The following is a 25,473-nucleotide window of genomic DNA, read 5'->3' on the forward strand; positions in this document are numbered from 1 at the left end:
AACTAAAAATAGTCACTCTTCCATCGCTTCGAGGATGCCAGTAGTAACCTTCGCCTATGATGACCTCATCTCCCTGCTGGGACGCGAAGTAAGCGTGGACACCCTCCTGGACCGGGTGCCCCAGGTGGGCGCGGACGTGCACTCCTACGATGAGAGCAGCCGGGAAATGGCCATCGAGTTCTTCCCGGACCGGCCGGACCTCTACAGCGTGGAGGGCGCGGCCCGTGCATTGCGTACCTTCCTCGGCTTCCAGAGCGGGCTCACCAGCTACGAGGCCCAGGCCTCGGACGTCGTCCTGACGCTCGACGAGAGCATCACCGACGTTCGCCCGTACATGGTCGCTGGCATCATCGAGGACATCACCGTCACCGACGAGCTCATCCGTTCGTTGATGGAGCTGCAGGAAAAGCTGCACCTTACCATGGGCCGCAAGAGGTCGAAGGTGTCCATTGGCATTCATGACCTGGACAAGGTGACCCCGCCGTTCACCTACAAGGCGGTCGATCCGGAGTCGGTGTCCTTCGTCCCCCTCGCTAAGACCGAGAGCATGAACCTGCGGGAGATCCTCGAGCGGCATGAGAAGGGTGTGGACTACGCCTTCATCCTCGAGGGCAAGGAGCGCTATCCCCTGCTGGTCGACAGCCGGGGAGAGGTGTTATCCTTCCCCCCCATCATCAACGGCACTTTGACCACGGTCACCACCGCGACGAGGAACGTGTTCCTAGACGTGACGGGCACGGACCTTAATGCCATCAAGGGCGCCTTGAACATCGTGGCCACGGCCATGGCCGAGCGGGGCGGCAAGATCAGGACCGTCCGAATCCAGGGGGTCCAGAACGAGGTCACCCCTGACCTCAGCCCGAGGAAGTGGACGATCAGCATCGAGGCCGCGAACTCCCTGCTGGGCACCCGCCTAGACGGCGAAGGAATGGCCGCAGCGCTGGGTCGGATGGGCTACCAGGCCACCGCGGACGGGGACAATCTACAGGTCCTGGCCCCAGCCTGGAGGCTGGACCTCATCCACCCGGTCGACATCATGGAGGACGTGGCCAAGGGCCACGGCTACGAGAACTTCGGGCGGGAGCTGCCATCCCAGCAGACCTTCGGCGCCGAGCTCCTGACCAGCAAGGGGTCGGACGTCGCCCGCCAGCTGATGGTCGGCTACGGCTACCTGGAAGCGACCACCCTGACCCTGAGCTCGGAGGAGGACCAGTTCGACCGGCTGCGCCTACCGCGCGGCGAGGTCGTGGAGATCCTCAACCCCATCAGCGAGGATCACACCTGCCTTCGCGTCTCCCTGCTCCCGAGCCTCATGGCAGTGCTGCGGAGGAACAAGCACCGCGATCTGCCGCAGAGACTGTTCGAGGTCGGGGACGTCATGGAAGGCATCAAGCGCCGCAAGCACCTCGCTGCGGTAAGCATTTCCGCCCGGGCCTCGTTCACCGAGGCCAAGTCCCTGGTGGAGAGCATCATGCGCGACCTGTCGGTCCGGTGCACCATCCGGGCGTCGTCCGCGGGCACCTACCTGGAGGGCCGGGGGGCGGAGATCGTCGTCGATGACCGGGTCATCGGAACCTTCGGCGAGGTGCACCCCGAGGTCATCGCCGGCTTCGATCTCGGGTATCCTATCGCCGCATTCGAGATCGACCTCGAGACGGTCACCGCGGGCAAGCTGGAGAGGCTCGCCTGACCGAAAACAATAAGTCCATCCAGGGACCTGGACGCTCCAGGCCGAGGTAGCCAAGCCCGGATCACGGCGCCAGCCTTGAGAGCTGGTGGTGCTCTGCACTTCGGGAGTTCGAATCTCCCCCTCGGCGCTTAACTCTTCACCGTATCTCTCCTCGCCGCGCCCGCTCGCGCTCGACGACCTCAGGCCGGCGGCCAGCTCGTTCGCGGGCGGGTCGGAGTGATGACCTTGACCGCCCCCGGCCGTACCCTGAGGGTCAGCGGCGTCTCCCCGATGTACTCCCCGTCGGCCTTGATGGCCGTTCTCGGTCGGGTCTCCAGCACGACCTCGTGCCGCACCTCGTAGTACCGGAGGCCGGGGTCCTGGAAGTTGCCCAGGACCATGCTCATCCCCGAGCTCAGGTAATCCAAGCGGCCCCGCCCCCGCATGGCCACCACCTCGACCTTGCCGTCGTCGGGGCGGATCCCAGGCCCCAGCCGCAGCGGTTCCGTCCCCAGGATCCCGGCGTTGGCGATGACGAGCTGGTTCACCCACATCTCTACCTGACGCCCGTCGATGCGGCAGTGGGCGTACAGCGGCCGCAGCTCCCCCAGCGCCCTGAACATCGCCACCATGTAGGCGGAACGGCCCAGCACCTCCTTCTCGTTCCTGGTCACCAGGCGGTTGAGGTCCGCCCCCATGCCCACCGCCACCTGGTAAACGAAGCTGCGGTCCCCCGAGGTCATGCAGTCCATGCCGACGATCCGCTCCCTGCGTCTGATGACCCCGGTGGCCGAGGCAATGGAAAGGGGGATCCCCAGCTCCCGGGCCACCATGTTCGCCGTGCCGGTGGGCACGATGCCCATGGCCGCGTCGGTGCCGGCCACCGCCTCCGCCACCCCGGAGACGGTCCCGTCGCCTCCCACCGCCACGACCTCGTTCGCCCCCGCCTCCAGGGCCGCGTCGACCATGACGCGCAGCCGGTCCCCTCGGCCCAGGAAGCTGTACCGAACGTCCAGTCCCCTCAGTCCGGCCAGGACATCCTCCTTGAGATAGAGGGCCGAGCCCACTCCCGAGCGGGGGTTGAGCACCACGAAGACTCGCCGGTCACGGTCGAGGACGGACACCACTGTGAAATTGAACCCGTCGGTATATCGCCTTGCCGGAAAGGTACTAATCCATGAAGGGAATCACCGCGATGTGCGGCCAAGGGACTTCCTGGGCAACAATGCGATGATGATGATCGTAGCCCTGGTGATCGCCATGCTGTTCGGCGGCTTCCCGGAAGCGTACCCCAAGATGAACAAGGACGTGGCCATGGCGTCGTTGATGGTCATGATGTCCTTCTCCCTGTGCAGCATGCAGCTGAGGGGGTTGAAGCTCGCTTCCCACCGCCGTCCGGTGCGCAATGCCTTCGTCCTCTCGTTCGTTGTCTCAACAGGAATAACTATCGCCCTGGCCTTCCTGTTCACGGGCGATCTGCGCAACGGGTGGGTCCTCGCCGCGGCCGTGCCCTCGGCGGTGTCGGTTATACCGTTCACCCTGATCCTGGGCGGCGACCTGGAGGGCACCCTGGTGTCCTCGGCGGCATTGTACGTCATCGCCCTGTTCCTCACTCCCCTGCTGACCCTGGTGTTCATCGGCCAGGCGGTGAGCGTCACTACTCTCCTGTGGTACGTGGGGATGCTCATCGTCGTGCCCATAGCAGCCTCCCGCGGGCTGCGCCGGGTCCGGATCGATCCCTACAGCCGAAGCATCGCCATCAACATCGCCTTCGCCGTCCTGGTCATCGCCGTGGCCGGCGCCAACCGGGGGGTGTTCTTCGGCGACCCCGGCCTCCTCGCCGCCCTCATCGCTGTGGCGGTCATCAAGACCTTCGGCATCGGGGTGGTTCTGGACATCTATGAGCGGAGGAAAACTGCCCGCTGGGAGCAGCGCGTGCCCGACATCCTCTTCGCCACGCACAAGAACACGGGCATGGCCGCAGCATTGGCCATAGCCCTGCTGGGCCCCGCGGCGGCGGTGCCGGCGACGGTATGCATGACCGTGGACATCGCCTGGTTGATCTACGTCAGCCGCTTCATGTTCTCGCGGGATAAGAGGCCCCAGCCCCAAGCCACAGGGTAAGGGTCCCATTTATTAATCCCGGGCGATATTCTTACATACGATAGACCATGGTCCAGGAGTTAAGTTACCAGGAGGCCCGGCGGGTCTGCAACGAGTTGGATTTCGACTGTGACAGCACCTCTCAGCTTAGTCCGCTGGAGACCATCGTGGGCCAGGACCGGGCGGTCAGAGCCCTGAAGTTCGGCCTGCGGATCGATAACAGGGGATTCAACATTTTCGTTTCCGGCATTCCCGGCACTGGACGGAAGACTGCCATCCACGACTTCGTCAAGGTCCAGGCGGCGACGATGCCGGTGCCCCCCGACTGGTGCTATGTCAATAATTTCGCCGACTCCTCCAAGCCTCGTGCCATATCCCTGCCGGCACACAAGGGCAACGAGTTCAAGGAGGCCATGGACCGCCTGGTAAACCAGATCGCTCCGGCGCTGAGGGAGGCGTTCGAGAGCGCCGACTACGCCAAGCGCCGGGAAGCCACCATGGCCAGCATCAACCAGGAGCGGAACGAGATCGTGGCCAAGATCAACGAGATGGCCCAGCAGGCCGGCTTCCTGGTGCAGCCTTCGCCCATCGGTCTGTCGCTGACCCCGGTCACCAAGGAAGGCCACCCGCTCACCGATCAGGAGTTCGCCCAATTGCCCCCGGCATTGCAGCGGGAGATACAGGAAGAGAGGGAGAAGCTGAACCAGCGCATCGGGGAGACCTTCCGGCCGTTGCAGGACATCGTGCGGAAGGTGGACAAGGAGATGATGGACCTCAACCGCCAGGTGGCGCATTTCGCCGTGGGGCCGTATATCAATGGAATGAGGGACCAGTTTAAAGACAACGCCGAGGTCATCGAATATCTCAAGGAAGTAGAGAAGGATATCGTAGATAATGTCCCTCTGTTCCTCAACCCCCAGCCGGGCGGACCGAACACTCCAGTGATAGACCCGACCCATAACTATCGGGTCAACCTCGTGGTGGACAACTCCAAGACGGTCGGCGCCCCGGTGGAGATCGAGCAGAACCCCAACTACCAGCGGCTGTTCGGCTACTCCGAGCGGGAAGCGAGGTTCGGCACCCTGGTCACCGACTATACCATGATCCGGGGGGGCAGCGCACACCGGGCTAATGGCGGCTTCCTGGTCATCCCTGTGGAGCGGATGTTCCAAGACCCACTGGTGTGGGAAGGCCTGAAGCAAACCATCGCCAACGCCAAGCTGGAGCTGGAGGACCCCGTGGCTCGCTTGGGCTATATCATCACGAAGACTCTGCGGCCGGAGCCGATACCGTTCACCGCCAAGGTCGTGCTTATCGGTAACCCCCAGACCTACGGCATCCTTTTTGCCCTGGACCCCGACTTCAAGAAGCTGTTCAAGGTCAAGGCGGAATTCGACACCACCATGGATCGGACGCCGGAGAACGTCGAACGGTACACCAAGTTCGTGTGCGGGCTGGTGCAGCGGGAAGGGCTCCTGCACCTCGACCCCACCGCCCTCGCCGCGGTCGTCGAGCAGTCATCGCGCCTCGCCGACGACCAGCGGAAGCTGTCCACCGAGTTCGCGATGATCGCCGACATGATCCGAGAAGCTTCCTTCTACGCTCAGGAGGAGGGCGTCGACCACATCACCCGGGATCACATACGCAAGCAGGTGGAGGAGAAGGACTACCGCTCCAACATGATCCAGGGAAAGATCCAGGAGATGATCGCCGAGGGGACCATCCTCATCGACGTGGATGGCAAGCGGTCCGGCCAGCTCAACGGCCTGGCGGTGCTGGGGGTCGGCGACTTCGCCTTCGGACGACCGTCACGCATCACCGCCTCGGTCGGGGTCGGCCGCGAGGGCATCATCGACATCGAGCGGCTGGCCTCTATGGGCGGGGCCACGCACACCAAGGGCGTGCTGATCATCAGCGGCCTTCTGCACGACCGCTATGCTATCGACGCTCCCCTGTCCCTCTCGGCCAGGGTGGTCTTCGAGCAATCGTACTCCGGCGTGGACGGGGACAGCGCCTCCAGCACCGAGCTGTACGCCCTCCTTTCCGAGCTCTCGGGGGTGCCCATTAGGCAGAACATCGCGGTGACCGGGTCGGTCAACCAGAAGGGCGAGGTGCAGGCCATCGGCGGGGTGAACTACAAGATCGAGGGGTTCTTCGAGACCTGCAAGCTCGTCGGCCTGACCGGGGAGCAGGGATGCATGATCCCCCGCTCCAACGTCCACAACCTCATGCTCAAGGAGGAGGTGGTGCAGGCGATCAAGGAAGGCAAGTTCCACATCTGGCCGGTCAGCACCATAGACGAGGGCATCGAGGTCCTCACCGGAGTCCCCGCCGGCCGGCGCAATGAGGACGGCACCTATCCAGCGGGAACCATCAACGCCCTGGCCCAGCGGCGGTTATACGAGATGGCGCAGGCGGTGAAAGAGTTCCACCCTTAGCCAGTCCACCTGCCAAAATTTATATTCATTGATATACATAATGCAGGCGGGATGGGAATTTGTGCCGTTATAGCTATGGGTCCAACCGCTGCGCTCACCGGATGGTAGACGCCGGCGTCTGCTCCGGAGAAAAAAACTGCATCGAGCGCATCGCGCCCTCTTACCACAGCCGCGCCCCGGCCCCGGGGCGGAGGGCGATGACGCGGGACGACCACACCCTGCGCATGGCTGCCGTCGATCTTCACCTCATCGACCTGGGGTCGCCCCTGGCCGGCAGGAGGGATTAGATGAGATGCTACTACCTCCAGATGGACGGCCGGTGCGAGGGACGGTACAAGGGGTTCGCCTGCATCGGCGAGAAATGCCGGGCGGAAAAAGACCCGCCCTGCGAGCACTACGTCCAGGGGTTCTACTGCTCCAAGTACCGGCGGTTCGGTTGCGTTGGCCTATCCAACTGCACCGGGCGGGCGGAAGTCCAGGCTCGGGTAAGGCCGGAGAAAGCCAAGGCCTGATCACAGATCCGGATACAGCTCCTTACGCAGCCGGGGCACCATCGCGGCCATTACTGCCTGTTCTGCCAGCTTGGTGCGGTCCATGGCCCCGCGGGTCAGGTAGCCGATGGCTCCTTCCTTGCGCCCGTCGATCCCGCTGCCGTAGAGCTCCTTGACCGCCGTGCCGACCATCTTGCCCTGGCGCACGAGGTCGGCGACCTCGGCGGGGTAGCGGAACCCCATGCCGTGGCCGATGCTGTACCGTCCCCGGCGATCGAGGATGGCGCAGTACTGCACGTCGTAGAGGCCGTCAGCGGTATCGAACACCCCGGCTTCCAGGCCCACGCTGAGGTCCGCCTCGCCCATGGCCAGGGAGGCCCGGTTGATGGCCCCCTGTCTTGTGTCCTTGCCCCAGGGCTGGTCCGGCACCCCCGAGGGGACGTCCACGCTGCGCACCTCCAACTGTCGGTAGAAGAGGGATAGCACGCTGCGCGTCGCGGCGCTCTTAACCGGGTTGATGGAGCCGACATTGACCACCAGCGGCCGGAGCAGACGGCCCTCGGCATCGATCTCCCCGGCCAGGATGCGCCGGGCGGCGATGGGCGTGAAGTCATCGGCCAGGACGTGGGGCACCTCCACCAGCTTGAGAGGGGGCAGCCCCAGGTCGTACCTCTTGACGTTGATGGCCTCGCCCGTCCTCCTGGTCTCCGGCGACACGATGAGGGTGTCGATGTCCCACCGGACGTCCACGTGCTCGTCCGGACGGTCGATCACCGCCAGCGTCCAGTTGGTGCCCTTGGTCCTCAGGTACCTCTCCAGATCGGCCTTCCTCTCCCACAGCGGCCGGACGGCCGATTTGCTGCGGGAGGCCATGGTCTCGGAGGTGATGCCCACCAGGACCTCGTCGCCGAGGTCGAAGGCCCGGTCCAGCAGGGCCCGGTGGCCGCGATGCAGGACGTTGAAGGTTCCCCCCACAGCGACCTTCATGGCATCATCTCATCAGCAGCAGGGCGGCGATGAGCACGACCATGGCCACTCCGTACAATATCAGGAGCTGGCGCTTCTTCGACCGGAGGTTGTCACTGGACGCCGCCTGGCACTCGTCGGAACAGAAACGACCCTCCCCTAGATGCGCCTTGCCGCACTTCGCGCAGTGGCGGTGCTGGGGGATCTTCTCGCTCATGCCCGCCCCATTGGCACCGCCTGTTAAAAGGTTTCCTAATCTGCCGATGCTTCCTCTAAACGGAGCGCTCAGTAACCCGATTTCTTGCCGGTGATGGTCTCCAGCTCGATCTTGATGATGGCCATGTCCCGGAGGCCCTCGGGCGCGTACTCGAACTTCTGATCTCCGAACGCCTGAGCCATGATCACGTCCATGGCCTTCTTCTTCTCCGCCTCATCCTCCACGAACTTGGCCCGTCCGGTGGCGATGACGCTCTTGAACCGGATGGTGGACTTGCAGGAGGTGTCCAGCGGGCCCTGCACCAGCTCATGGCCGGTGTCAACGGCGATGCATACCCTGTTGTTCTCCCGGAGCACGTCGATCTTGCGCCCGTGCTTGGACGAATGCAGGTATATGACTCCGTTCCTGTAACCGAAGGTCGTGGGGACCACGTACGGCATGCTGCCGTCGCACAGTCCCATCCGGCATACGTTCACCTTGGTCAACAGCTCCTCGATCTCGTAGCGGTCGGTGATCTCCTTTTCCCTTAGCCTCATCGTTATCCAGTTAGAATCTGGCCACCGGAAATAAAAAGGTATCGTGGGGGAGCTAGCTAGAATGGATCTCCTCAAGGATGTCGAGCTTCTCGGGCATCTCGTTGCTGTTGTGTATGTTCATGATGTGGTAACGAAGGTCCTTCCTCAGCTCCCGTTCGTCATCGCCGTAGGCGATGTACTCGCACCCATCGCGTGGACAGATCGCCTTCATCTTCCAAGCCCCACGTCACTATTGCCGGTATGGGATAAGAAGATTAGCCTTTAACCGCGCCTGTCCAGCTCATTGAGCATGATGGTGATGGAGTGGTCGGCGTGATAGGACAAAGGGCCGAGGGTGATGGTCTGGGGTTCGTATCTCAGCAGCTCGGCCTCCTCGTCCTCGCGGAGGTCCTGATGGTCGGATACGATGAATGTCAGGTCGCCGCCCATCTCCTGCTCCCGGACGTCCTGTCCGTCCTCCTTGAGGTAGATCAGGCGGGAGACCGGGGCGAGGTCGTCGAGGACCTGTTTGAACGATCGCCGGGAGATGTATATGCCCGGCGACGATCTCATCTCCTCCCCGTCCAGCTTCTTGACCAGAGCGTTGCGGACCAGGGCTCCGGTAGATCGCTCGTCGGGGTTCAGGTAGCGTACCTCCGCCCCGTTGATGCGGATCGTGCGCGGGGGGTCCGGCTCCCCCTGCAGGATGAGGTAGATCTCGGTATCCCGACGTATGCCGTGCGACAGGAAGAGCGCGGAATTGATGCACCGCAGTAGGATGTCCAATCTCCCCGCTCCTCCGGCCATGTCGTCCAGCTTGAAGTCCCCGGCGGTGACCGCCTTGTGGCCGACCACGATGAAGCGCTTCATTGCGACGGCCCCATCTCGCCAGATTGGAACTGCTTCATCAGCTGCTTACGGAACTTGCGGTTGCCCATGAAGCCCTTCACCGCCTTCTTGGACATGTTGTACTGCTTGAGGAGCTCGCGGACGTCCTTGCCCTCGACGCCGGCGCCTCGGGCGATGCGGTTGATGCGGGTGGATTTGATCAGCCGGGGGTCCTCCATCTCCTCCTCGGTCATGGAGTCCATGATGTACTTGAACTTGCGGAGCTTGTCCTGGCTCTCCTCCATGTTGATCTTGTCGCTCATGCCCGGCATGCCTGGAAGCATAGATACCAGTTTCTTAAGCGGCCCCATGTTGGTGAGCATCTCCATCTGCTCGTACATCTCCTTTAGGGTGAAGCGACCGGCCATCATCTTCTTGACCGTTTCCTCGGCCTCCGCCTCCGATATATTGTCCTTGGCCGCTTCCAGCAGGCTCTGGATGTCTCCCATCCCCAGCAGGCGGGAGATGAACCGGGTGGGTTCAAAGGGCTCCAGGTCGATGAGGTGCTCGCCCGTGCCGATGAACACGATGGAGGCTTGGGTCTGGGCGACCGCGCTGAGCGCCCCGCCCCCCTTGGCCGTCCCGTCCATCTTGGTGATGATGACGCTGGTGACCCCCACCGCATCGTGGAACGCCTTGGCCTGCGGGCCGGCCTGCTGGCCGACCGCCGCGTCGAGGACCAGGATGCGCTCCGTCGGCTTGACCACCTCGGCCACGCGCTTCAGCTCGCTGATGAGGTCGTCCTCGAGGGCGTGGCGGCCGGAGGTGTCGACCAGGACGACATCCATGTGCGAGAAGTGCTCCATCCCCTCCCGGGCGATCTTGGAAGCATCCTTCTCCCCCGGCCGGCCGTACAGCTGCACGCCGACCTTCTCGGAGATCTGCTGCAATTGGTCATAAGCGGCGGGACGGTGGACGTCGGCGGCGATGACCCCGACCTTGAGCCCCTTCTTGTGGAAGTACCTGGCCAGCTTGCCGGTGGTGGTCGTCTTCCCTTGCCCATACAACCCAACCATCATGATGGTCTGCTTGGCGATGGGGAGCGGCCTGGGCGTCCCCAGGATCTTGGTCAGCTCGTCGTAGATGATGCGGACGACATGCTCCTTGGGACTTGTTCCGGCCGGCGGCTGCTCGTTGAGCGCCCTGCGCTCGACCTCCTTGGTCATCTCCAGAACCAGCTTGACGTTCACATCGGCCTGCAGGAGGGCTCTCTGGATGTCCCGGGTGATCTCCTTTACCAGGGCTTCGTCGATGTGCGATGCCCCGGTGATCTTCTTCAGGACGTTGCGGAGCGATTGGCCAAGGTTTTCCAGCACCATCTGAGTACCTGGGTAGCTGAGAGCGGATGAGCGTTTTAAATGTTATTGTCATCGTCCCCGCCATGCGGCCCACCTTCACCATGTCGGTGGCCGCATCCCATGAGGTCGACTCTGGAATCCCATTCTTCCGACATCGATATTCGACGCCGATCAGCGATATCTTTATCGTCATGGAAAGTATACTTTCCATTTGTAAGGTGATGCGGGAGCCGTGAAGAACAGATTGGAAGAGTTCAGGAAACTGCGGGGGATCAGGCAGGAGGACCTGGCCGCCGATCTGGAGGTGTCACGACAAACCATCGGTTCCCTGGAGAACGGACGGTATAATCCGTCCATCGTCCTGGCGATAAGGATCGCCAGGTACTTTGGGGTCCCCGTCGAGGAGATGTTCATCTATGAAGATGATTAAGGAGATAGGATCAAGTAGGGCCTCGTCTGCGGCGCTGGCGGCCGCGGGCATCTTGTTGTTGATCGCAGGCGTTATCGCGTCGTCCGATGGCCACGAAGCCATTGCCGGCTCCTGCTTCGGTCTCGGGGCAGCGGCCACGGCGTTGGGCATCGGCCGAATTCTCATGATGTCCTTCCAATCCGAGGAGGATATCGAGGAGGTCGAGCGCAGGAAGAAGATCGAAGTCGAGGATGAGCGCAACATCGGCATCCGCGATAGGGCAGGCAGCTCCGTCAACCGCATCACGACATATCTTCTATGCATCCTGATCATCGGGGCGAGCTTGCTCGGAGCGGATCTTGCTGTCATCCTGATGCTGATCGTGCTGTTGGCGGTCCGGTTCATCCTGCTGGTCGCCTATCACGACCACTATGCCCGGACGACCTGAGGGTTCAACGGCCTGAGTTTATTCGCAGTGGCCGTCACGGCTCGTCCTAGAGCCGCAGGGTGCCTCCCGGGGTAAGGGCCTCGATCCTTATCCCCTTCTCTTCTTTCATCCTATCAACAAGCCCCTGAGGGTCGGCCTTGAGGCGGTGCATGGGGACCACCACCGACGGTCGCATCAGCTTCACCGCCTCGGCGGCCTCGGCCACGTCCATGGTGAACCTGCCGCCGATGGGCAGGAGGGCGACGTCCAGCGGTCCCAAGGCCCTCATCTCTTCGATGAGGCCGGTGTCCCCGGCGTGGTAGATGCGCTTGCCGCCGATCTCCAGCACATACCCCACACCCTGGCCCTTGGGATGATATGTCGTCCTCCTGCTCCCCTCGGGGTTGTAGGCGTGGACGACCTTGACCACGAGGCCGTCCAGGTCGAGGGAGTCGCCCGGCTTAACCGAGGTCATACGATGGCCCAGCTTCTTCCGGCAGCTCTCCGGGGCGATGATCCTGGCCTCCGGTCCCGCCAGGCGCTCCACCAGCCCCGTGGCCAGATGATCCATGTGGGCGTGGGATACGAGAACGAGGTCCCCTCTGCCTACACCGCTAGGAAGCATAAGGTTCCGACCATGGGGCGGAAAGGCCAGCCGGACCATGTCCCAGAGGGTGTTGGAGAGGGCCGGGTCGAAGTATACTGTCCTGCCATTCGCCGTGACCTGGACAAAGGACTGCGGGAACCAACGGAGCTCGATGACCATGGGCCAGATATGGCCGTCCAGAGCAATAATGCTCCGTTCCAAGAGAAGGCAAAAAAAGGAAGTGGGAAGGGCTAGCTCTGTCAGAAGGGATGGGATGCACTCTGTAAACTAGCCCAACGCTTCCCGTTCCTAATATTATCTCCAGGCTATATATAGCTTATGTCAACAGTTTCGAATAATATAGGGAATCAAAAATATGGTTATATAAGGGGTTTATAAAAAGGGGTTTAGAGATAGCCGGACTTCTGCAGGGCCATCAGGTCCTCAGTGCTGAGCTTCTCGCCGGCCTTGAACTTGTCGAAGATCTTTTCCGCCTCTTCCTTGGCTGAGGCTTCGTCGTCCTTCTTCTTGGCCTTCCTGGCCTTCTGCCTCATGCCGGCGATGATCTTGTCATAGTCATGCACCTGGCGGATGTTCTCGATGTGCTTCTTGTGCTCTTCGTCGGCGTTGACCTTGTTGGCGATGAAGGACTCCTGGGCGGAGTCAGCTTCCTTCCTCAGGGCGTCGGCCTGCTCGTAAAGGCCGATCATCGCGTCATGCTCGGCCTGGGCCTTCTCGGCGGACTCGGAAACGGAGCGGTGGTGGGATTCGGCCTGGTCCTTGGCATCGCGGAGCTCCTTGATGGCGTTCTTGACCTCTTCGTTCTGGTCGTAAGCCTTCTCGCGCTCCTTGATCTGGGCCTGCAGCTGCCCCATCTGTTCGATGATCTCCTGCTCCTTCTCCTTGGAGAGGACAGAGGTCATCTGCTTGAACTCAAGGGTCTTGAGCTCCTTCTTCAGCTTGGAGACCGGAGGACCGTTCTTCGGAAGGTTGTCCTTCTTGATCTTTGTAACCTTCTCGTTCAGCTCGTTGACGAGTTTGTTCCATTTGTCCCTCTGCTCCTTCGATTCCCGGACCTTGACGTTCAGTTGGTCACGGGCCTCGCGGTGCTTGGCGGCCTGGTCAACAAGCTCCCTGACCTTTCCGTTCAGGGTGTCCCTCTTCTCAACCCACTCTCTGGTCTTCTCATTCAATTCGTCGCGGGCCTTCCTGTGCCTCTCGGCCTCGACGTTATGGAGTTGGCGCTTCTGTTCGAGCTCCTCCAAGAGTTCAGTCATACGTTCACACTCAATAGCAAGCGAATAAAATTGCTTGGCAATAATGGGCATACCGACCCTTGTTTATAATATTTGCTATTTCTGAGATTTTAACATGCCAGGCCAGGCTGATGTTACTTTTTTTCCACGGGCTTTCCGTCGAACAATCTCTGATCGCCCTTGCCGTCGGGCTTTCCCGGCTCGAGCTGGACTTCGTGCCAGTCATCGCCGAAGCGGTCGGCACCACCGGTCTTTAGCTGGAACTTGACCCTGAGGCTGCCGTCCTCAAAGAAGACGTAGGCGTTCTTGAGCATGGAGATGTAATAGGATACCCTCTTGCCTTGCTGGGACAGCCGCCTTTCCTGGCAGACGAGCAGGCCAGCAGCCTCGAGGTCCTTGATGCGCCGGTAGGTCGCGGCGATAGGTATGCCGTACTTGGCGGCGATATCCTGGGCCGATTTGGGCTGGCGCACTGTGGCCACGAGGATCTTGATAGAATACTCGTCGGTCAGCAACTGTGAAACTCGGAGGACATCTATGCCAATCCCCTCGTCATCTCCCATCAAGGGGGATATCGACTTTATATTAAATTGTCGTTGGGTTGGTTTGCCCAGAGAACGATTGTCGATCCTGCAAGGGGCTATATCCTTGTTTATCCGTAATGATTATGAAGTACGCCCGGGGAACGGTTTATTTCGATAATCGCGTTCATCAGGCGTCTTCGGTCCCGTCGATGACCGGGGCATTGCCGACATGAGACAGCTCGGACTCCGGCAGGAAATTGATCTCCAGGTCGAACTTCCCCGCGTTGAAAGTGACCTTGGCCATGTTGACCGCGCACTCGTAGTAGGAGACCTTCTTTCCGCGGTATACCTCTTCGAAGCCGACACACTTCACCAAGCCGAACTCCTCCATCTTGGCCATTCTCCTGTAGGCCACGGCTATGGGGATGACGCACTCTCGACTGACCTGCTGTACCGACATTGGGTGCTTGTATGTGGCACTGAGGATCTTACCGGCATACTCGTCGGATATGAGCCGCGATAGTTCCTCATCGCGGAACTCGTTTCCTTCCATCGGAACGAGAATTTGAGGGGGTTATTAAAGATATTCCCATAAAAATATCAATGCTGATATTTTATTCTAGCTCATGTACCGATATATAGCCAGCAAATATATTTGTCGGACATATGTCGGCCGTTTTTACATCATTTTCGGTCCTTCCGTTTCCGGTTTTCTGTATCCGGGGCGTTCCATTTTTGATATCTTAATAGATATTATTATTATAATATATTTTAAAAGTTACCTTATAATTATCGAACCTCGGCCAATGGTCGGAGCACGAGGCTCAGATCATGGGAATAAGCCGAGGGGCCGGAAGAGCGTCCACGCTCCCGGCGAAATCGAGGTAGTAGTATGGGGAATGAGGCTTCATGCCTGCCGCCATCACGCACCCCGCCATGTTCTCGAACTTCAGGTGCATCTTGGCCTGCTCGCGGAGGGTGGGCAGGGATTGAGACATCGTCGAGGCAATGGCGACCACCACGTGCCCGGCCCGCCTCATGGCGTCAATATGGGCCAGGGTCTGCTTGAACACGTTGGTGCCGTAGACGCCCTCCATGGCGTCGAAGCCCAGCACGCTCAGGTAGGGTGCGGCGGAGTCGCCCAGCATGTACTTGATCTGGGACATGCGGAGGTCCTGCCCGGCGTCCTCGCCCTCGATGGCGGTGATGAACGGGTAGCTCTGCTCCTGCGCGGCCTCGGTGTCCAGGATGCGGAAGCTCTTGGCCATGGGTTCCGGACCGACCAGCATGCGCATCTGCTCGTCGATGATGGAGTAGTCCGTCGCGTAGGTCGGCAGCCAGACCACTCCCCTCCCCTTCTCCAGGAAGTCGCTCATGATCCCCATCTCCAGGCAACGGACCACGTCGAGGTGCACGTCCAGGTCGAACTCCCACAGGATCAGGGAGCCGCGGGGGAACCCGCCGAAGTACTGGTCGAGGTAGAAATTGCCAGACGATACCGTACGGGCGGTGGGATCCTTGACCGCCACATGCTTCTGCATGTGCTCCGGTATCTTGACCCAGGTCGGTTCGAAGACGGACATGCGGCCGCCGGTGAGCGTGAGGTAGTACTTCCACTGGTCGACCGCCACACCCCTCAGCTTCTCGATGACCATCTGCCTCACCCGCCGACCGTCGTGGTCGGCGGAGAGCATCTGGATAACGCCGTCGCCAAGGTAGTCGAGACCGGTCTTGCCCGACTCCTCCAAAGTATAGATGATATTGGTCCCGGAGTTCTCCACCAGGTCCTTCTGAAGAGTGTTAATGATCCTCTCCGCGCTGATGCCGTAGCGCTCGGAAAGGGCGTTAATGGAATCGACGACCACCAGGGTCTTCCGGGGCAGGTTGGACTCGGCCAGGTCGTAGGCGACCTCCATCTCCGGCAGGATGACCCCCAGGTCGAGGGTGATCTCATCCTGGGTGATCTCGCCGGTGAAGCCCTCCTCGCCCTCGCCTCCCACCTCGCCGGCCTCTACCTGGCCTTCGAGCCTCTGCAGCTCGGAGCGGACGACCGAAGGGGACGCCTCCTGCTTGTTGAGGACCTTGAGAAGATCTTTGGCCGCCAACAGGGTCAGGTGCTCGGCGGCGGAGGACTCCGGGGCGGTCTCCTTGTTCCTCCTGAGGAAGGCCTTGCCGGCCTTCAGGATGTTGTCCCTCTTGGCCCGGTCGCGGGCCCAGGGGAACTGGCGAAAGAGCGCCTCGTCGGAGACGCGGGTGGATAGGTAATAATCAGGCTGCTCATCGGAAAGCTCCTCGATGACCTGCAGGGCGAGAGTGGTCTTGCCCGTGCCGGCGTCGCCCTTGAGCATGAGTGAATGCCCTCCCGGTGCTCGCATGAAGTCTAGCAATACCTGGGGGACCTTTCCCCGCTGTTTCTCTGCGCTTAGGGAGAATGGCATCTTCTCAGTCTTCCATTATACGCTGGCGTCAATATTAACCATATCAGTATAAAGGATTTCCGCTCCAACTACGCGTTTCTAGCGTCTGCCTTATATCATATTTTCCACCAGGAGAAACGGATGTCCTGGGAGGGCAGCCACGGCAGGAGCGGGCGGCGTGAGCAACGGCGGGCGCTCACCTCCCTTATTGAAGGCAAGAATGGCAAATGTCGGCCCTTTTCTGAAACCCATCGGATGAGCGGGATCCAGAGCCGCTCTCGACGACTCTAGAACGGTCTCTTGCGTGAGCCATGTTCTCTTCCAACAGCACCCCCGCTCGATCTTGATCGTTCTGACGCTCCATCGGATCCATAGCAGGGGCCCGCCCGATGGCCTTCGCTAGTAAACATTCTATAGGGCAAGAATGATAACTCCAGGAGGGAAGTATGGACGCGCTTGACCGCAGGCTGCTAGATCTCATCGAGAGGAGGCCCCGCAGCACCTATCGTTCTCTAGCGGACGGGCTGGGCACGTCGGTGGCGACCGTGCAGAGGCGGGCCGAGGGGCTGATGACCTCCGGGCGGCTGGGCCGGATAAGGGGCAGGTTAAGCCTGCGGGCGCTGGGCTGCACCACAGTGATGATCCACGGTCCGGCACAGGGGAAGCTGACCCCGGAGATCATCGACGGCCTGGGGGACCACGGCTCGATCCGGTCCCTCAGCCTCGGCATGTACGGCCGAATATGCTGTCTGGCCTACGTGCGCCGGCCGGAGGAGGTCAATGGGCTGATGACCTTCTTAAGGGAACGCGTCGGGCTCACGGACGCTCGCAGCCTCATCGTCCGCCGGGAGGTGAGCCTACGAAGCGGGTTCGAGGAGGACCTGCCGCATGATGGCGCCCCCATTGAGCTGAGGGGCATGGACCTGCGCATCATAAGGTCCCTTTACTCCGACGGCCGGAAGAGCATCGCGGCCATATCGAAGGAGACGGGCATCTCCGCGAAGGCGGTGAAGCGGCGGCTGGAGGAGATGACCGAGCGGGGAATCCTGGAGTTCGAGACCGATCTCCGCCTGGCCAGGGAGGGCGACATACCCTTCAGCCTCCTGGTGGAGTTCGGCACCTGCACCTGCCGGGACGACTGCCTGCGGAGGCTGGCCGGCGACGGGAGCACCGTTCTCGGCGAGGCCTTCCTCTTCCAGGACGTCCCTGAGCTAGTGCTCATCGAAGGCTCGGCCCCGACCCTGTCCGCGCTCACCGGCCTGACCGCATCCTTGCTGCGCCAGGACGAAATCGTGCAGGTCCGCCCGGACGTCATCACCGCCTTCCGAGCGTTCGATACATGGGTGGACGTCATAAGCCGCGGAGAGGGAGCGCTCCCTGACCGAGAGGCCGCGCGCCACCCAGGGAGCGGTCCTCGCGACCTGTAGCGCCAGAGCGCTCACGGAATACTTTTAAATCGCCCGGCTTTTATCCATGGGGCTATCATGCTCATCTGTCCCCTCGATTACCGATATGGCCGGAAGGAAATGAAGGCGGTGTTCTCCGAGGAGAACCGTCTCCGAACCCAGTTACTGGTGGAGGCGGCCCTGGCCCGCGCCCACGCCCAGATGGGCGACATACCCCAGGACGCGGCCGAGATCATCTCGGCCAAATGCACCCCTGAGTATGTCAAGCTGGAGAGGGTCAAGGCCATCGAGGCGGAGACCAAGCACGACGTCATGTCCATGGTCAACGCCATCTCCGAGCAGTGCGGGGACGCCGGCCGGTACGTGCATCTGGGGGCGACCTCCAACGACATCGTGGACACCGCCGCGGCGCTGGAGTTCAAGGACACCCTGGCCATAATCGAGAGGGACCTGGATACTCTGATCATCACAATTTCCGCCCTCGCCTTCAAGCACCGCCGGACGGTCATGATGGGCCGCACCCACGGGCAGTTCGCCATACCCACGACCTTCGGGTTCAAGGTCGCGGGATACATCTCCGAGCTGCTGCGCCATCGCGAGCGGGTGCGGGAGATGCGGCCCCGGGTGTGCGTGGGCAAGATGTCCGGAGCCATCGGCACCGGCGCCGGGTTCGGGGACGGGTTCTTTAAGATCCAGGAACTGGTCATGAAGGACCTGGGCCTGGGGGCGGAGGAGGCGGCCACCCAGCTGGTGAACCGGGACCGCTACGCCGAGCTGGTCTTCGTGCTCAGCCTCATCGCCACCTCCTGCGAGAGGTATGCCACGGAGGTGCGCAACCTCCAGCGCTCGGAGATCGGGGAGGTTGCCGAGGCCTTCGACGCCAAGAAGCAGGTCGGCTCCTCGACCATGGCCCAGAAGAAGAACCCCATGCTCTCGGAGAACATCTCCGGCCTCGCCCGCGTGGTCCGCTCGTACGTGAACCCGCAGATGGAGTGCATGGTGCTTTGGCATGAGCGCGACCTGTCCAACTCCTCTGCCGAGAGGTTCATCCTGCCCCACGTGGCGGTGCTCACCGACGACATCCTGGGGAAGATGAACGATGTGTTCGGCCACCTCTCGGTCAACGAGAAAAACATGCGCCGCAACATCGAGGCGGCCAACGGCTTCATCATGGCCGAGGCCGTGCTTCTCGCTCTAGCCGCCAAGGGTCTGGGGAGGCAGGAGGCGCATGAGCTGGTCAGGAAGGTCAGCCTGAAGGCCGAGGAGGACGGCAAAGGACTGAAGGAGGCTCTGAGGGCCAACAAGACGGTGACCAAGCACCTGTCGCCCAAGGAGCTGGACGCGGTCATGAATCCTGACAACTACGTGGGCAAGGCCCCGGAGATGGTCGACCGCACCGTCGCCCGCGCCGAGGCCGAGCTGGGCCGCAAGATCATCTAGATCAGCGGGACACGTTGAACTTGTACCGGAGGTGCGACATCACCGTCCGGGCGAGCATCGGGTTGATCTGCTCCCTGGGCAGCCCGATGTCCCGGACGACCGCCTCCATCAGGGCAGGTGTCATCTCCATGGTCGCGGAGTTGCGCACCACCGAGCGGTGGACGGTCTGCACCAGCTGGGCGGCGTCGTCCAGCCGCTTGTTGACCTCGTAGCCCTCGAGGGGATCGGCCCACGCCGACAGCATGACCTCCATGCCCAGCGAGCGAAGGCGGCGCAGCGAGCCTAGGGTTTCGAACGCATCGTCGTAGATCGGCACATCCCCGGGCACCGGCACCGCGTCTCCGGTCACCGCCACCCGTTCCGCCGGCGACCACAGGGTGATGGAGCCGGGCGAATGTCCCGGAGTGTGGACGGCCTTCATCGCGAACCCGGCGATGCCGACGTCGTCGCCGTCGGCGACCGTGCGATCGACGCGGACCGGGCCGGAGACCAGGGCGTCGAACCCCGGGACCGGCCGCTCGGCCTTCTGCACCGCGGGGTCCTCGATCCAGGTCCGCTCAGCGCGGTGGGCGACGACCTGGCACCCGGTGGCGGCAACGACCTCGGCGGCCGCTCCGATGTGGTCCGGGTGCGAGTGGGTGAGGATCAGCTGAGCGATCTCGTTGGGCCGCCGGCCCATGGCCCTGACCTGCTGGAAGATGGCTTTCTCCGAGCCCTTGACCCCGGCGTCGACCAGAGCGAGTTCCTCGCCCTCGATGATGAAGACGTTGACGAACCGGTCCAGCGCCACGGTCGGCGACACCGGCACTTTGAACGGCAGCTTGATGGATCTTATGGATGGCATAACGGACCGACAAATGCGAAGTGCGGTTTATCTTTTTACCGGCGGGGCGGGGGGAGCGGAAAGCGGGGAAGAAAAGCATCGTCAGGTACTTAGCGCAGGTCGTTGTTCGAAGCTCCGCTCCCCCTATGGGGCGCGCACGAGGGATACGATGAAGGGAATCGTCGCGGTCGACAGCGTGTTCGGGAACACCATGAGGATCGGCGAGGTCATCGCCGAGGAGCTGACCAAGGAGGGGCACGAGGTCGAGGTGGTCGATCTGGGCCGGTGGGTCCCCCGCAGGGCCGAGGCGGACTTCGCCTTCGTAGGATCGCCGACCAGGAACGGACGCATGACCGGGCGATCCAAGCGGTATGTGAAGCGATTGAGCAAAGCGCATTGGGCGTCAAGGCCGGTTGTGCTCTTCGACACCGTCCTGCATCTGCCGGAGAACGAGAGGCATCGGGCCCGCATGATCAAGTGGACGGAGAACGGCGCTGCCCCTCGGCTCAAGGCCCTGGCCGAGGAGAGGGGGCTGACGACCTACCCCACGGTCCTGCGCATCGAGGTCACCGGCCTGAAGGGGCCGCTGGCCCCGGGAAGCCTGGACCGGGCGCGGGAGTTCGTACGCGAGTTCCTGGCGACCGTTGGCTCGGGCCGGTCCGATTAAGGTATCAGTGCAACGATCCGCCGGTCGGCGCTCATATCGTCATTACCGGCCGTCCGTCGCTCCCGTACAGGAAGCCGGTGATGGATGCCCTCTCCTGCACCTCCCGGTCCCTGATCTTGACCCAGAGGTCGGACATGCGCCGGATGACGTGCTCCTTTGGCACGTACGCTCCGGGATAGTGGATGGCGATGCTGCCGTAGCGCCTGGCGGCCTCGATGTACTCGTCGTCCCTCCCCTCCCTGTCGGCGGAGAAGGCCGTCTCGAGGAACTCCTTGCTCAGCACCGCGCCGTCGGCGCCCACCAGCCACAGGATGGCCCGCGGCTCGTCGTCCTGGAACTCGTGATGCGCTCTCGCTCCCGGATGGTCCTTCATGAGAGCCTCCTCTCGAAAGAAGAGGGCACGATGGACCACCTCGACGTGCGACGACTTGGAGCGCGGGACCTCCTCGCCATCGCCCCGGTCCTCGTTACCATCCATGAAGAACATGATGATGTGGTCTGAGCCGCCCTCATAAATAACCTGGCCCCCGCGACCGAAGTGGCTCGGGATCGCGGGAACGGCTTGCATCGACCTCGGCCGTAAAGCGAGATCACGCGATCTCGATCTCGTACTCCGCCACCTTGACGGCCTCCGGCTCCCACGGCCTGCGGTACCGCATGGTGATGACCGTCCTTCCTTGCACCAGGGCGAGGAAGGTGAATGTGGATGTGCCCCCTCCTCCGATCAGGCGGGAAGCACGGCGATAGTCCTGGCGGACCAGAGAGATGAAGCGATCGTCGAAGGACGCTTCCCAGGAATAGCCGGTCGACGGGTTGGCGTTAAGGGAGATGGCAAGTTCCTTCCCCGCCGCGGCCTCTATTCGTTCTCTCGTGTGCTCACCTGGAGACCGAACGCCTTCCGGCGATATATTGGCATACGGTCGCCGATCCGGCTCGGTCGCTCATCCTCCGCCAGTGCCCCTGGTCACCGCGCGGTCCAGGACGCGCCCCAACGACCCCTTCTCCAGCCGGATGGCCTTGGCCTTGCACATCTCGTGGCAGCAATAGCACTCGATGCACTTCCGGCGGTCTATGCGCGCTTTCCGTTCGATGATCTGGATGGCCTCCGCCGGGCAGCTTTTGGCGCACGCTCCGCAGCCTCTGCATACGTCGGGGGCGATCACCGGACGGGCGCGGTCGAGGCCCAGGCGGGAGACGGCCGAGGACGCCGTCCTTTTGATGAACGAGCTGGACTCAGCAGAAGCGAAAGTGCAGGGCAGGGCAAAATCGCTCGAAGCGATCGAATCGATCGGCTCGCCGACGACCTCGACCTCGTTGACGTCGATCAGCGCACGGTCGGATGCGGCGTGAACGGTCGTCACTCGCATGGGGTCCAGGCGCATGAGGCGGGCGGCCACGGCGTCGATGGCGTACGGGCTGTCGGCGGCAAGGATGGCGTTCATCGCCTTCGGCCGGCCGGAGGTCGGGCCGTCGCCCTCCATGGCCATCACCGCATCCATGATCTGAAGCTTGGGCTTGACGAGCTCGTTGATGTCCACCAGCACCTCGGCGAACCGGGCCGGGGTGCGGAAGCGGGCATGGAGGGCCTTCTTCTCCAGGCCCGGCACCACGCCGTAGATGTTCTTCGCTCCGCCGGTGAGGCCGGTGGCCAGGTGGGTCTTGAGCTTGGAGAGGACGATGATCGCGTCGGCCTCGGCCACCGGGTCGATGAGCTTGACATTGCGGAGGGCTCTTCCGCCGTTGACCTCGGCGTCGCGATGGCCGGTACCGTAGTTGAGGTCTACCCCCAGCTCCTCAGCCACTGCCAGCATACCGGTCTTGCGGTAAACGCGTTCCAGCGTTTCCTGGGTGTAGGGAAGGAAGGAACCGGGCGAATCGGCAATGGTTACCTGGCAGCCTCGGTCCCGGACCATCCGTCCCACGGCCAGCATGACCGCGGGGCGGGTGGTGACGCACTCCTCCGGGGCGGCGTCGATGAGCAGGTTGGGCTTGAGAAGAACGCGATCGCTCGGCTTGATGAAGCGCTCGATCCCCCCTAGGTTATCGAGGCATTTTCGCACCGCCGTATCGACGTTCTCTTGAGCATAGCTCTGGCAGCGGACCAGGGAGACCTTGGGCGATGGCACGCTCCACATTAAATGAACGCCGTATTTAGGGCTGTCCGATGGAATATTCTTATTTTATAGCGGTCGTGATGCGGCCACGCCTCAGACCGCTCTCCTGAAGGAAGTTCGAGGAAATTCGTTCAGAGCTCAAGGATGTTTCCAAACCTGTGGTCCGAGGCCGTCCTGGGCCTCCTTCGGCTTACACCGATGTAGTCTTAGATGGCTGGTTCCGGTCCTCGTGCCCCATCAGCATGGCAATGATCGCTAGATCCATCCCCTTCATCATCATGTCCACTGAATCGCCTCAGGTCGATTCTTCTTGAGATGGTCCGGAACCATCGGCATTCTGGAAGGGAACCGGCCGTGGAGAATGCCTACATGATCAGTGGAAGTAACGGGATTGTCTCTTCATAACCGGAAGAGACGTTATCACCTTCCCGCCCGAGTCGAGGAATTTTATAAGGCGTTCTGATTGCTCTCTCAATCCTTCTCCAGAGCTGAATGCTTCGGAAAGGATTATATGCAAGCTTCCATTACCTCGGTCTACAGGGGCAGATAGATCAGCTGGAAGATCGCGACATTCGCAATGTCGAGGCCGCGGGTTCAAATCCCGCTCTGTCCACTTTCTATCATAATGTTTTGCGAGAAGAGGTTTTGATTTCTTACTAGCTCTTGATACCGCGCCAGGGTGCCCATGGCGTCGGCCATGTCTGCGAGGTTGATTCCCAGGTACAGGACGGTGGTCCGGACGTCGCGGTGCCCCATGAGCTCGGCGATGGTCTCGATCGGGCACATACCGGGGAAGCGCTTGTTGGCCTCCCACAGCGTGCGGCCGTAGGTCCGGCGCAGGGTGTGGTTGCTGAATGGTATGCCCGTCCGCGCAGCTACCCCCTTCACCAGCTTGTCCAGGGCGGTCTTCTGGTATGCGTGCAGCCTCCCGCCCCGTTCGTAGATGAGCAGAGCGTCGGGCACCTTGACCGCGGGGTTCTTCTCCCGCGCTCGGGCGATCTCCTCCTCTCGGAGCTGCTGGTAGGCCTTCAGCTCCGCCAAGGTGTCGGGGCGGTAGGGGACCATCCGCCACTTCCCCCCGCCCCGGCCCTTGCCCTGGACCGACAGGTAGGCGACCTTGAAGCTTCCCGGCTTGAGGCGCAGGACCTCCACTCGGCGGAGACCGAGGTTCAGCTCCAGGTGGATGACCAGGCGCTCCAGGCCCTGAGCCGCGTCCAAGATGCTCAGCGCTTGTGACGGCGACAGATGCTCGGGCGGCAGCTTCTCGTCCTGAGGCCACTTGATCTTCATGTCTCTGATCACCGTGTTGCCATGCCACTTCAAGTAGGTGTTCAGCACGGCCAGGTGTCGCCTCTTGACTCCGTTCTTCTGTCGGGCGTAGACCTCGTTGCGGATATAGTCCACCTCTTCCCTGGCCCATTTTGTCTTGACCTAAAGGGTCGCGGCATACACTCTCGGCCCCAACAGCATATATCCAATTCCCACGAAGATGAGGATATACTCTCCGACCGAAACAGCCAACGGAGGAGAGCTAGTAAAGAAGAATAACGCCTGATCGGCTGGTACCGTGAGGAAAAGCAGTACAGCATTGGTCACTGTCAGAACGGCGGCAAATCTCGGCCTAATGAACAGCAAGACCAGGCTAACAATGGGCATAACCAATCCCACAATAATGAAGAATATAATGAACGCTGGAGTCCGCATCTCATTCATACGGGTCTCGAATCCCAAGGGAGTCAACAAGAACCCCATGATGAAACCCAGTACCAAAAGAACGGCCAGCATCTTTTTCGATCTCCCGAAGGGTGCCCATTTACTTGCAATCGAAGACATTTCTTTCTCTCCGGCATAGCATCTTGCCTATTGCTAAGGCAAGTTGCCATGGATATTATTGCTAAGAAGCAGCCTTAAGTGTACTGTAACGCCCGACCGGCAATGTAATCTCCAGTTCTCATGCGCATTCGTAATGCCAGGCAATGAAAATCCAACGTCCATTGTTACGACAAACCAGACAAAAATATCCTATTTCTGAAGTAGCGGCTAAACCAGTATTGCCGGCATCAGCGAGATACTAAATGGCGTTCATTTAAACTATCCCTGATCCGCTCATTTTCCAGCCGCATCTTCAATCCCGATATGATTGTTTGCAGCCCCCAATTGAACAACTCTTCCGGAGCATGCTTGCTCCACTCGTCCATGGTCTGGTCCATCAGCATCATCTCTGAACTATCTGTTGTGTCCCTCATCATCGATAGTTCCGGTGACTGACCCGAAGTTACAGTAGGGTTTGCTTGTTCTTCGATGACGTAACCCCACACATAATCGGTGATGGTCTCGGACCCCAGGCTGGACTGCAAATGATCAAAGCCAGCGCCGTGGAGGACTTGCAGGCTGGTCAACTTGAGCTTCTGCATGGCCTTCGAACGGAACGACGCGCCGGCGACGATGCGCCCCCCGTCGCGGTGGGAGAGCATAGCTCGCCTTAGAGTGTGTGCAGTCTGAGTCAACCACTCTGTCCAGGCATTCTTATCTTTAGGCGGCTGCAAATCGTACATTCCTCCGTCCTTCAGGATGGCCTCGGCCATATCATCGATCAGATCGGACTTGTTCTTGAAGTGCCAATATAATGTTGGAGCCTGAATGCCAATCTTGGAAGCTATCTTTCGAAGGGTCACGTTGTCCAGTCCCTCCTCGTCCAAGACCTCTAGTGCTGCCCTGATCGCTGCCTCTGGACTAATGCGGGGCCCCTTTGTTTTTTGTCTCTCCCTCATCGAAAGTGAATAAGTGGAAAGCTATATAAAATAGAACATTGTTAGAGT

Annotated in this window: 29 protein-coding genes and 2 tRNA genes; 12 read left to right on the top strand and 19 right to left on the bottom strand. The window is 61.3% G+C overall.

Going from position 1 to position 25,473, the window contains the following annotated elements; all coding sequences use genetic code 11:
- Positions 1-34 precede the first annotated feature (34 nt).
- Both pheT and SA339_13280 read left to right on the top strand, forming a co-directional pair.
- The gene (gene pheT, locus SA339_13275; protein MDW5564181.1) at positions 35-1,690 is read left to right on the top strand and encodes a phenylalanine--tRNA ligase subunit beta; all 1,656 of its coding nucleotides are present in this window, start codon (positions 35-37) and stop codon (positions 1,688-1,690) included.
- Positions 1,691-1,730: 40 nt separating this feature from the next.
- Positions 1,731-1,817: transfer RNA gene (locus tag SA339_13280), tRNA-Ser, on the top strand.
- A gap of 52 nt (positions 1,818-1,869) precedes the next feature.
- Here SA339_13280 and SA339_13285 read toward each other — a convergent pair.
- Positions 1,870-2,793: a diacylglycerol kinase family protein gene (locus SA339_13285; GenBank protein ID MDW5564182.1), complete on the bottom strand. Its 924-nt coding sequence runs from the start codon at positions 2,791-2,793 to the stop codon at positions 1,870-1,872.
- Positions 2,794-2,866: 73 nt separating this feature from the next.
- Here SA339_13285 and SA339_13290 point away from each other — a divergent pair, with 73 nt between their 5' ends.
- The 4 genes from SA339_13290 to SA339_13305 all read left to right on the top strand — a co-directional run bounded on the left by SA339_13290 (position 2,867) and on the right by SA339_13305 (position 6,722).
- Positions 2,867-3,793 carry a hypothetical protein gene (locus SA339_13290; protein MDW5564183.1) on the top strand — a complete coding sequence of 309 codons (927 nt, stop codon included), beginning with the start codon at positions 2,867-2,869 and terminating at the stop codon, positions 3,791-3,793.
- A gap of 47 nt (positions 3,794-3,840) precedes the next feature.
- Positions 3,841-6,210: an ATP-binding protein gene (locus SA339_13295; GenBank protein ID MDW5564184.1), complete on the top strand. Its 2,370-nt coding sequence runs from the start codon at positions 3,841-3,843 to the stop codon at positions 6,208-6,210.
- Between the two features lie 101 nt (positions 6,211-6,311).
- Positions 6,312-6,497 carry a hypothetical protein gene (locus tag SA339_13300; protein MDW5564185.1) on the top strand — a complete coding sequence of 62 codons (186 nt, stop codon included), beginning with the start codon at positions 6,312-6,314 and terminating at the stop codon, positions 6,495-6,497.
- Positions 6,498-6,722 carry a hypothetical protein gene (locus SA339_13305; GenBank protein MDW5564186.1) on the top strand — a complete coding sequence of 75 codons (225 nt, stop codon included), beginning with the start codon at positions 6,498-6,500 and terminating at the stop codon, positions 6,720-6,722.
- Here the strand turns inward: SA339_13305 and yjjX are convergent, their stop codons facing one another.
- The 6 genes from yjjX to SA339_13335 form a co-directional block, all read right to left on the bottom strand.
- Positions 6,723-7,688 (bottom strand): inosine/xanthosine triphosphatase, encoded by a 966-nt coding sequence (gene yjjX / locus SA339_13310; protein ID MDW5564187.1) that lies wholly within the window; start codon positions 7,686-7,688, stop codon positions 6,723-6,725.
- A 4-nt stretch (positions 7,689-7,692) separates the two neighbouring features.
- Positions 7,693-7,884, bottom strand: coding sequence for a DUF2116 family Zn-ribbon domain-containing protein (locus SA339_13315; GenBank protein MDW5564188.1), 192 nt, complete (start codon positions 7,882-7,884; stop codon positions 7,693-7,695).
- Positions 7,885-7,952: 68 nt separating this feature from the next.
- Positions 7,953-8,420 carry a pyridoxamine 5'-phosphate oxidase family protein gene (locus tag SA339_13320; GenBank protein MDW5564189.1) on the bottom strand — a complete coding sequence of 156 codons (468 nt, stop codon included), beginning with the start codon at positions 8,418-8,420 and terminating at the stop codon, positions 7,953-7,955.
- 52 nt (positions 8,421-8,472) lie between these two features.
- On the bottom strand, positions 8,473-8,631 hold the full coding sequence (locus SA339_13325) for a hypothetical protein (GenBank protein MDW5564190.1): 159 nt from the start codon (positions 8,629-8,631) through the stop codon (positions 8,473-8,475).
- Between the two features lie 50 nt (positions 8,632-8,681).
- On the bottom strand, positions 8,682-9,269 hold the full coding sequence (gene trmY, locus SA339_13330) for a tRNA (pseudouridine(54)-N(1))-methyltransferase TrmY (GenBank protein ID MDW5564191.1): 588 nt from the start codon (positions 9,267-9,269) through the stop codon (positions 8,682-8,684).
- Positions 9,266-10,606, bottom strand: coding sequence for a signal recognition particle protein Srp54 (locus SA339_13335; protein MDW5564192.1), 1,341 nt, complete (start codon positions 10,604-10,606; stop codon positions 9,266-9,268). The genes trmY and SA339_13335 overlap by 4 nt, the downstream gene beginning before the upstream one ends.
- Before the next feature lie 211 nt (positions 10,607-10,817).
- Between SA339_13335 and SA339_13340 the strand changes: the two genes are divergently transcribed.
- Positions 10,818-11,015 (top strand): helix-turn-helix transcriptional regulator, encoded by a 198-nt coding sequence (locus tag SA339_13340; GenBank protein MDW5564193.1) that lies wholly within the window; start codon positions 10,818-10,820, stop codon positions 11,013-11,015.
- Complete coding sequence (locus SA339_13345; GenBank protein ID MDW5564194.1) at positions 11,002-11,442, top strand: hypothetical protein; 441 nt, start codon at positions 11,002-11,004, stop codon at positions 11,440-11,442. The genes SA339_13340 and SA339_13345 overlap by 14 nt, the downstream gene beginning before the upstream one ends.
- Before the next feature lie 46 nt (positions 11,443-11,488).
- Here SA339_13345 and SA339_13350 read toward each other — a convergent pair whose 3' ends face one another.
- From SA339_13350 to gvpD, 5 genes are all read right to left on the bottom strand, one after another.
- Positions 11,489-12,187, bottom strand: coding sequence for an MBL fold metallo-hydrolase (locus tag SA339_13350; protein MDW5564195.1), 699 nt, complete (start codon positions 12,185-12,187; stop codon positions 11,489-11,491).
- 227 nt (positions 12,188-12,414) lie between these two features.
- A complete protein-coding gene (locus tag SA339_13355; protein ID MDW5564196.1) occupies positions 12,415-13,284 on the bottom strand; it encodes a phosphoserine phosphatase in 870 nt (289 codons plus the stop codon).
- A 113-nt stretch (positions 13,285-13,397) separates the two neighbouring features.
- Complete coding sequence (locus tag SA339_13360) at positions 13,398-13,826, bottom strand: winged helix-turn-helix domain-containing protein (protein ID MDW5564197.1); 429 nt, start codon at positions 13,824-13,826, stop codon at positions 13,398-13,400.
- 148 nt (positions 13,827-13,974) lie between these two features.
- On the bottom strand, positions 13,975-14,340 hold the full coding sequence (locus tag SA339_13365) for a winged helix-turn-helix domain-containing protein (GenBank protein MDW5564198.1): 366 nt from the start codon (positions 14,338-14,340) through the stop codon (positions 13,975-13,977).
- 271 nt (positions 14,341-14,611) lie between these two features.
- Positions 14,612-16,225, bottom strand: coding sequence for a gas vesicle protein GvpD P-loop domain-containing protein (gvpD, locus tag SA339_13370; GenBank protein ID MDW5564199.1), 1,614 nt, complete (start codon positions 16,223-16,225; stop codon positions 14,612-14,614).
- A 425-nt stretch (positions 16,226-16,650) separates the two neighbouring features.
- Between gvpD and SA339_13375 the strand changes: the two genes are divergently transcribed.
- Together SA339_13375 and purB are read left to right on the top strand one after the other, a co-directional pair.
- A complete protein-coding gene (locus SA339_13375; protein MDW5564200.1) occupies positions 16,651-17,631 on the top strand; it encodes a winged helix-turn-helix transcriptional regulator in 981 nt (326 codons plus the stop codon).
- A 57-nt stretch (positions 17,632-17,688) separates the two neighbouring features.
- Positions 17,689-19,050, top strand: a complete 1,362-nt coding sequence (gene purB / locus SA339_13380) for an adenylosuccinate lyase (protein MDW5564201.1) — start codon at positions 17,689-17,691, stop codon at positions 19,048-19,050.
- Between the two features lies 1 nt (position 19,051).
- On the opposite strand, the gene SA339_13385 is transcribed toward purB, so the two are convergent.
- Positions 19,052-19,894, bottom strand: coding sequence for an MBL fold metallo-hydrolase (locus tag SA339_13385; GenBank protein ID MDW5564202.1), 843 nt, complete (start codon positions 19,892-19,894; stop codon positions 19,052-19,054).
- A gap of 148 nt (positions 19,895-20,042) precedes the next feature.
- On the opposite strand from SA339_13385, the gene SA339_13390 reads away from it, so the two are divergent.
- Positions 20,043-20,540, top strand: coding sequence for a flavodoxin domain-containing protein (locus tag SA339_13390; GenBank protein ID MDW5564203.1), 498 nt, complete (start codon positions 20,043-20,045; stop codon positions 20,538-20,540).
- A 31-nt stretch (positions 20,541-20,571) separates the two neighbouring features.
- Here SA339_13390 and SA339_13395 read toward each other — a convergent pair whose 3' ends face one another.
- The 3 genes from SA339_13395 to SA339_13405 all read right to left on the bottom strand — a co-directional run bounded on the left by SA339_13395 (position 20,572) and on the right by SA339_13405 (position 22,666).
- Positions 20,572-21,027 (bottom strand): hypothetical protein, encoded by a 456-nt coding sequence (locus tag SA339_13395; GenBank protein ID MDW5564204.1) that lies wholly within the window; start codon positions 21,025-21,027, stop codon positions 20,572-20,574.
- A gap of 103 nt (positions 21,028-21,130) precedes the next feature.
- A complete protein-coding gene (locus SA339_13400; GenBank protein MDW5564205.1) occupies positions 21,131-21,448 on the bottom strand; it encodes a protease inhibitor I42 family protein in 318 nt (105 codons plus the stop codon).
- A gap of 33 nt (positions 21,449-21,481) precedes the next feature.
- Entirely contained in the window at positions 21,482-22,666 is a 1,185-nt protein-coding gene (locus tag SA339_13405) for a DUF362 domain-containing protein (GenBank protein MDW5564206.1), read from the bottom strand.
- A 528-nt stretch (positions 22,667-23,194) separates the two neighbouring features.
- Between SA339_13405 and SA339_13410 the strand changes: the two genes are divergently transcribed.
- Positions 23,195-23,267 (top strand) — tRNA-Ala (locus tag SA339_13410).
- Here the strand turns inward: SA339_13410 and SA339_13415 are convergent.
- The 3 genes from SA339_13415 to SA339_13425 form a co-directional block, all read right to left on the bottom strand.
- Positions 23,249-24,058 carry a site-specific integrase gene (locus SA339_13415; GenBank protein ID MDW5564207.1) on the bottom strand — a complete coding sequence of 270 codons (810 nt, stop codon included), beginning with the start codon at positions 24,056-24,058 and terminating at the stop codon, positions 23,249-23,251. The two genes, SA339_13410 and SA339_13415, sit on opposite strands and share 19 nt — an antisense overlap.
- Positions 24,059-24,085: 27 nt before the next feature.
- Complete coding sequence (locus SA339_13420; protein MDW5564208.1) at positions 24,086-24,487, bottom strand: hypothetical protein; 402 nt, start codon at positions 24,485-24,487, stop codon at positions 24,086-24,088.
- A gap of 227 nt (positions 24,488-24,714) precedes the next feature.
- Positions 24,715-25,425, bottom strand: a complete 711-nt coding sequence (locus SA339_13425; GenBank protein MDW5564209.1) for a TetR/AcrR family transcriptional regulator C-terminal domain-containing protein — start codon at positions 25,423-25,425, stop codon at positions 24,715-24,717.
- Positions 25,426-25,473: the final 48 nt, after the last annotated feature.

This window comes from Methanomassiliicoccus sp. (genome assembly GCA_033485155.1).
Classification (GTDB): domain Archaea; phylum Thermoplasmatota; class Thermoplasmata; order Methanomassiliicoccales; family Methanomassiliicoccaceae; genus UBA6.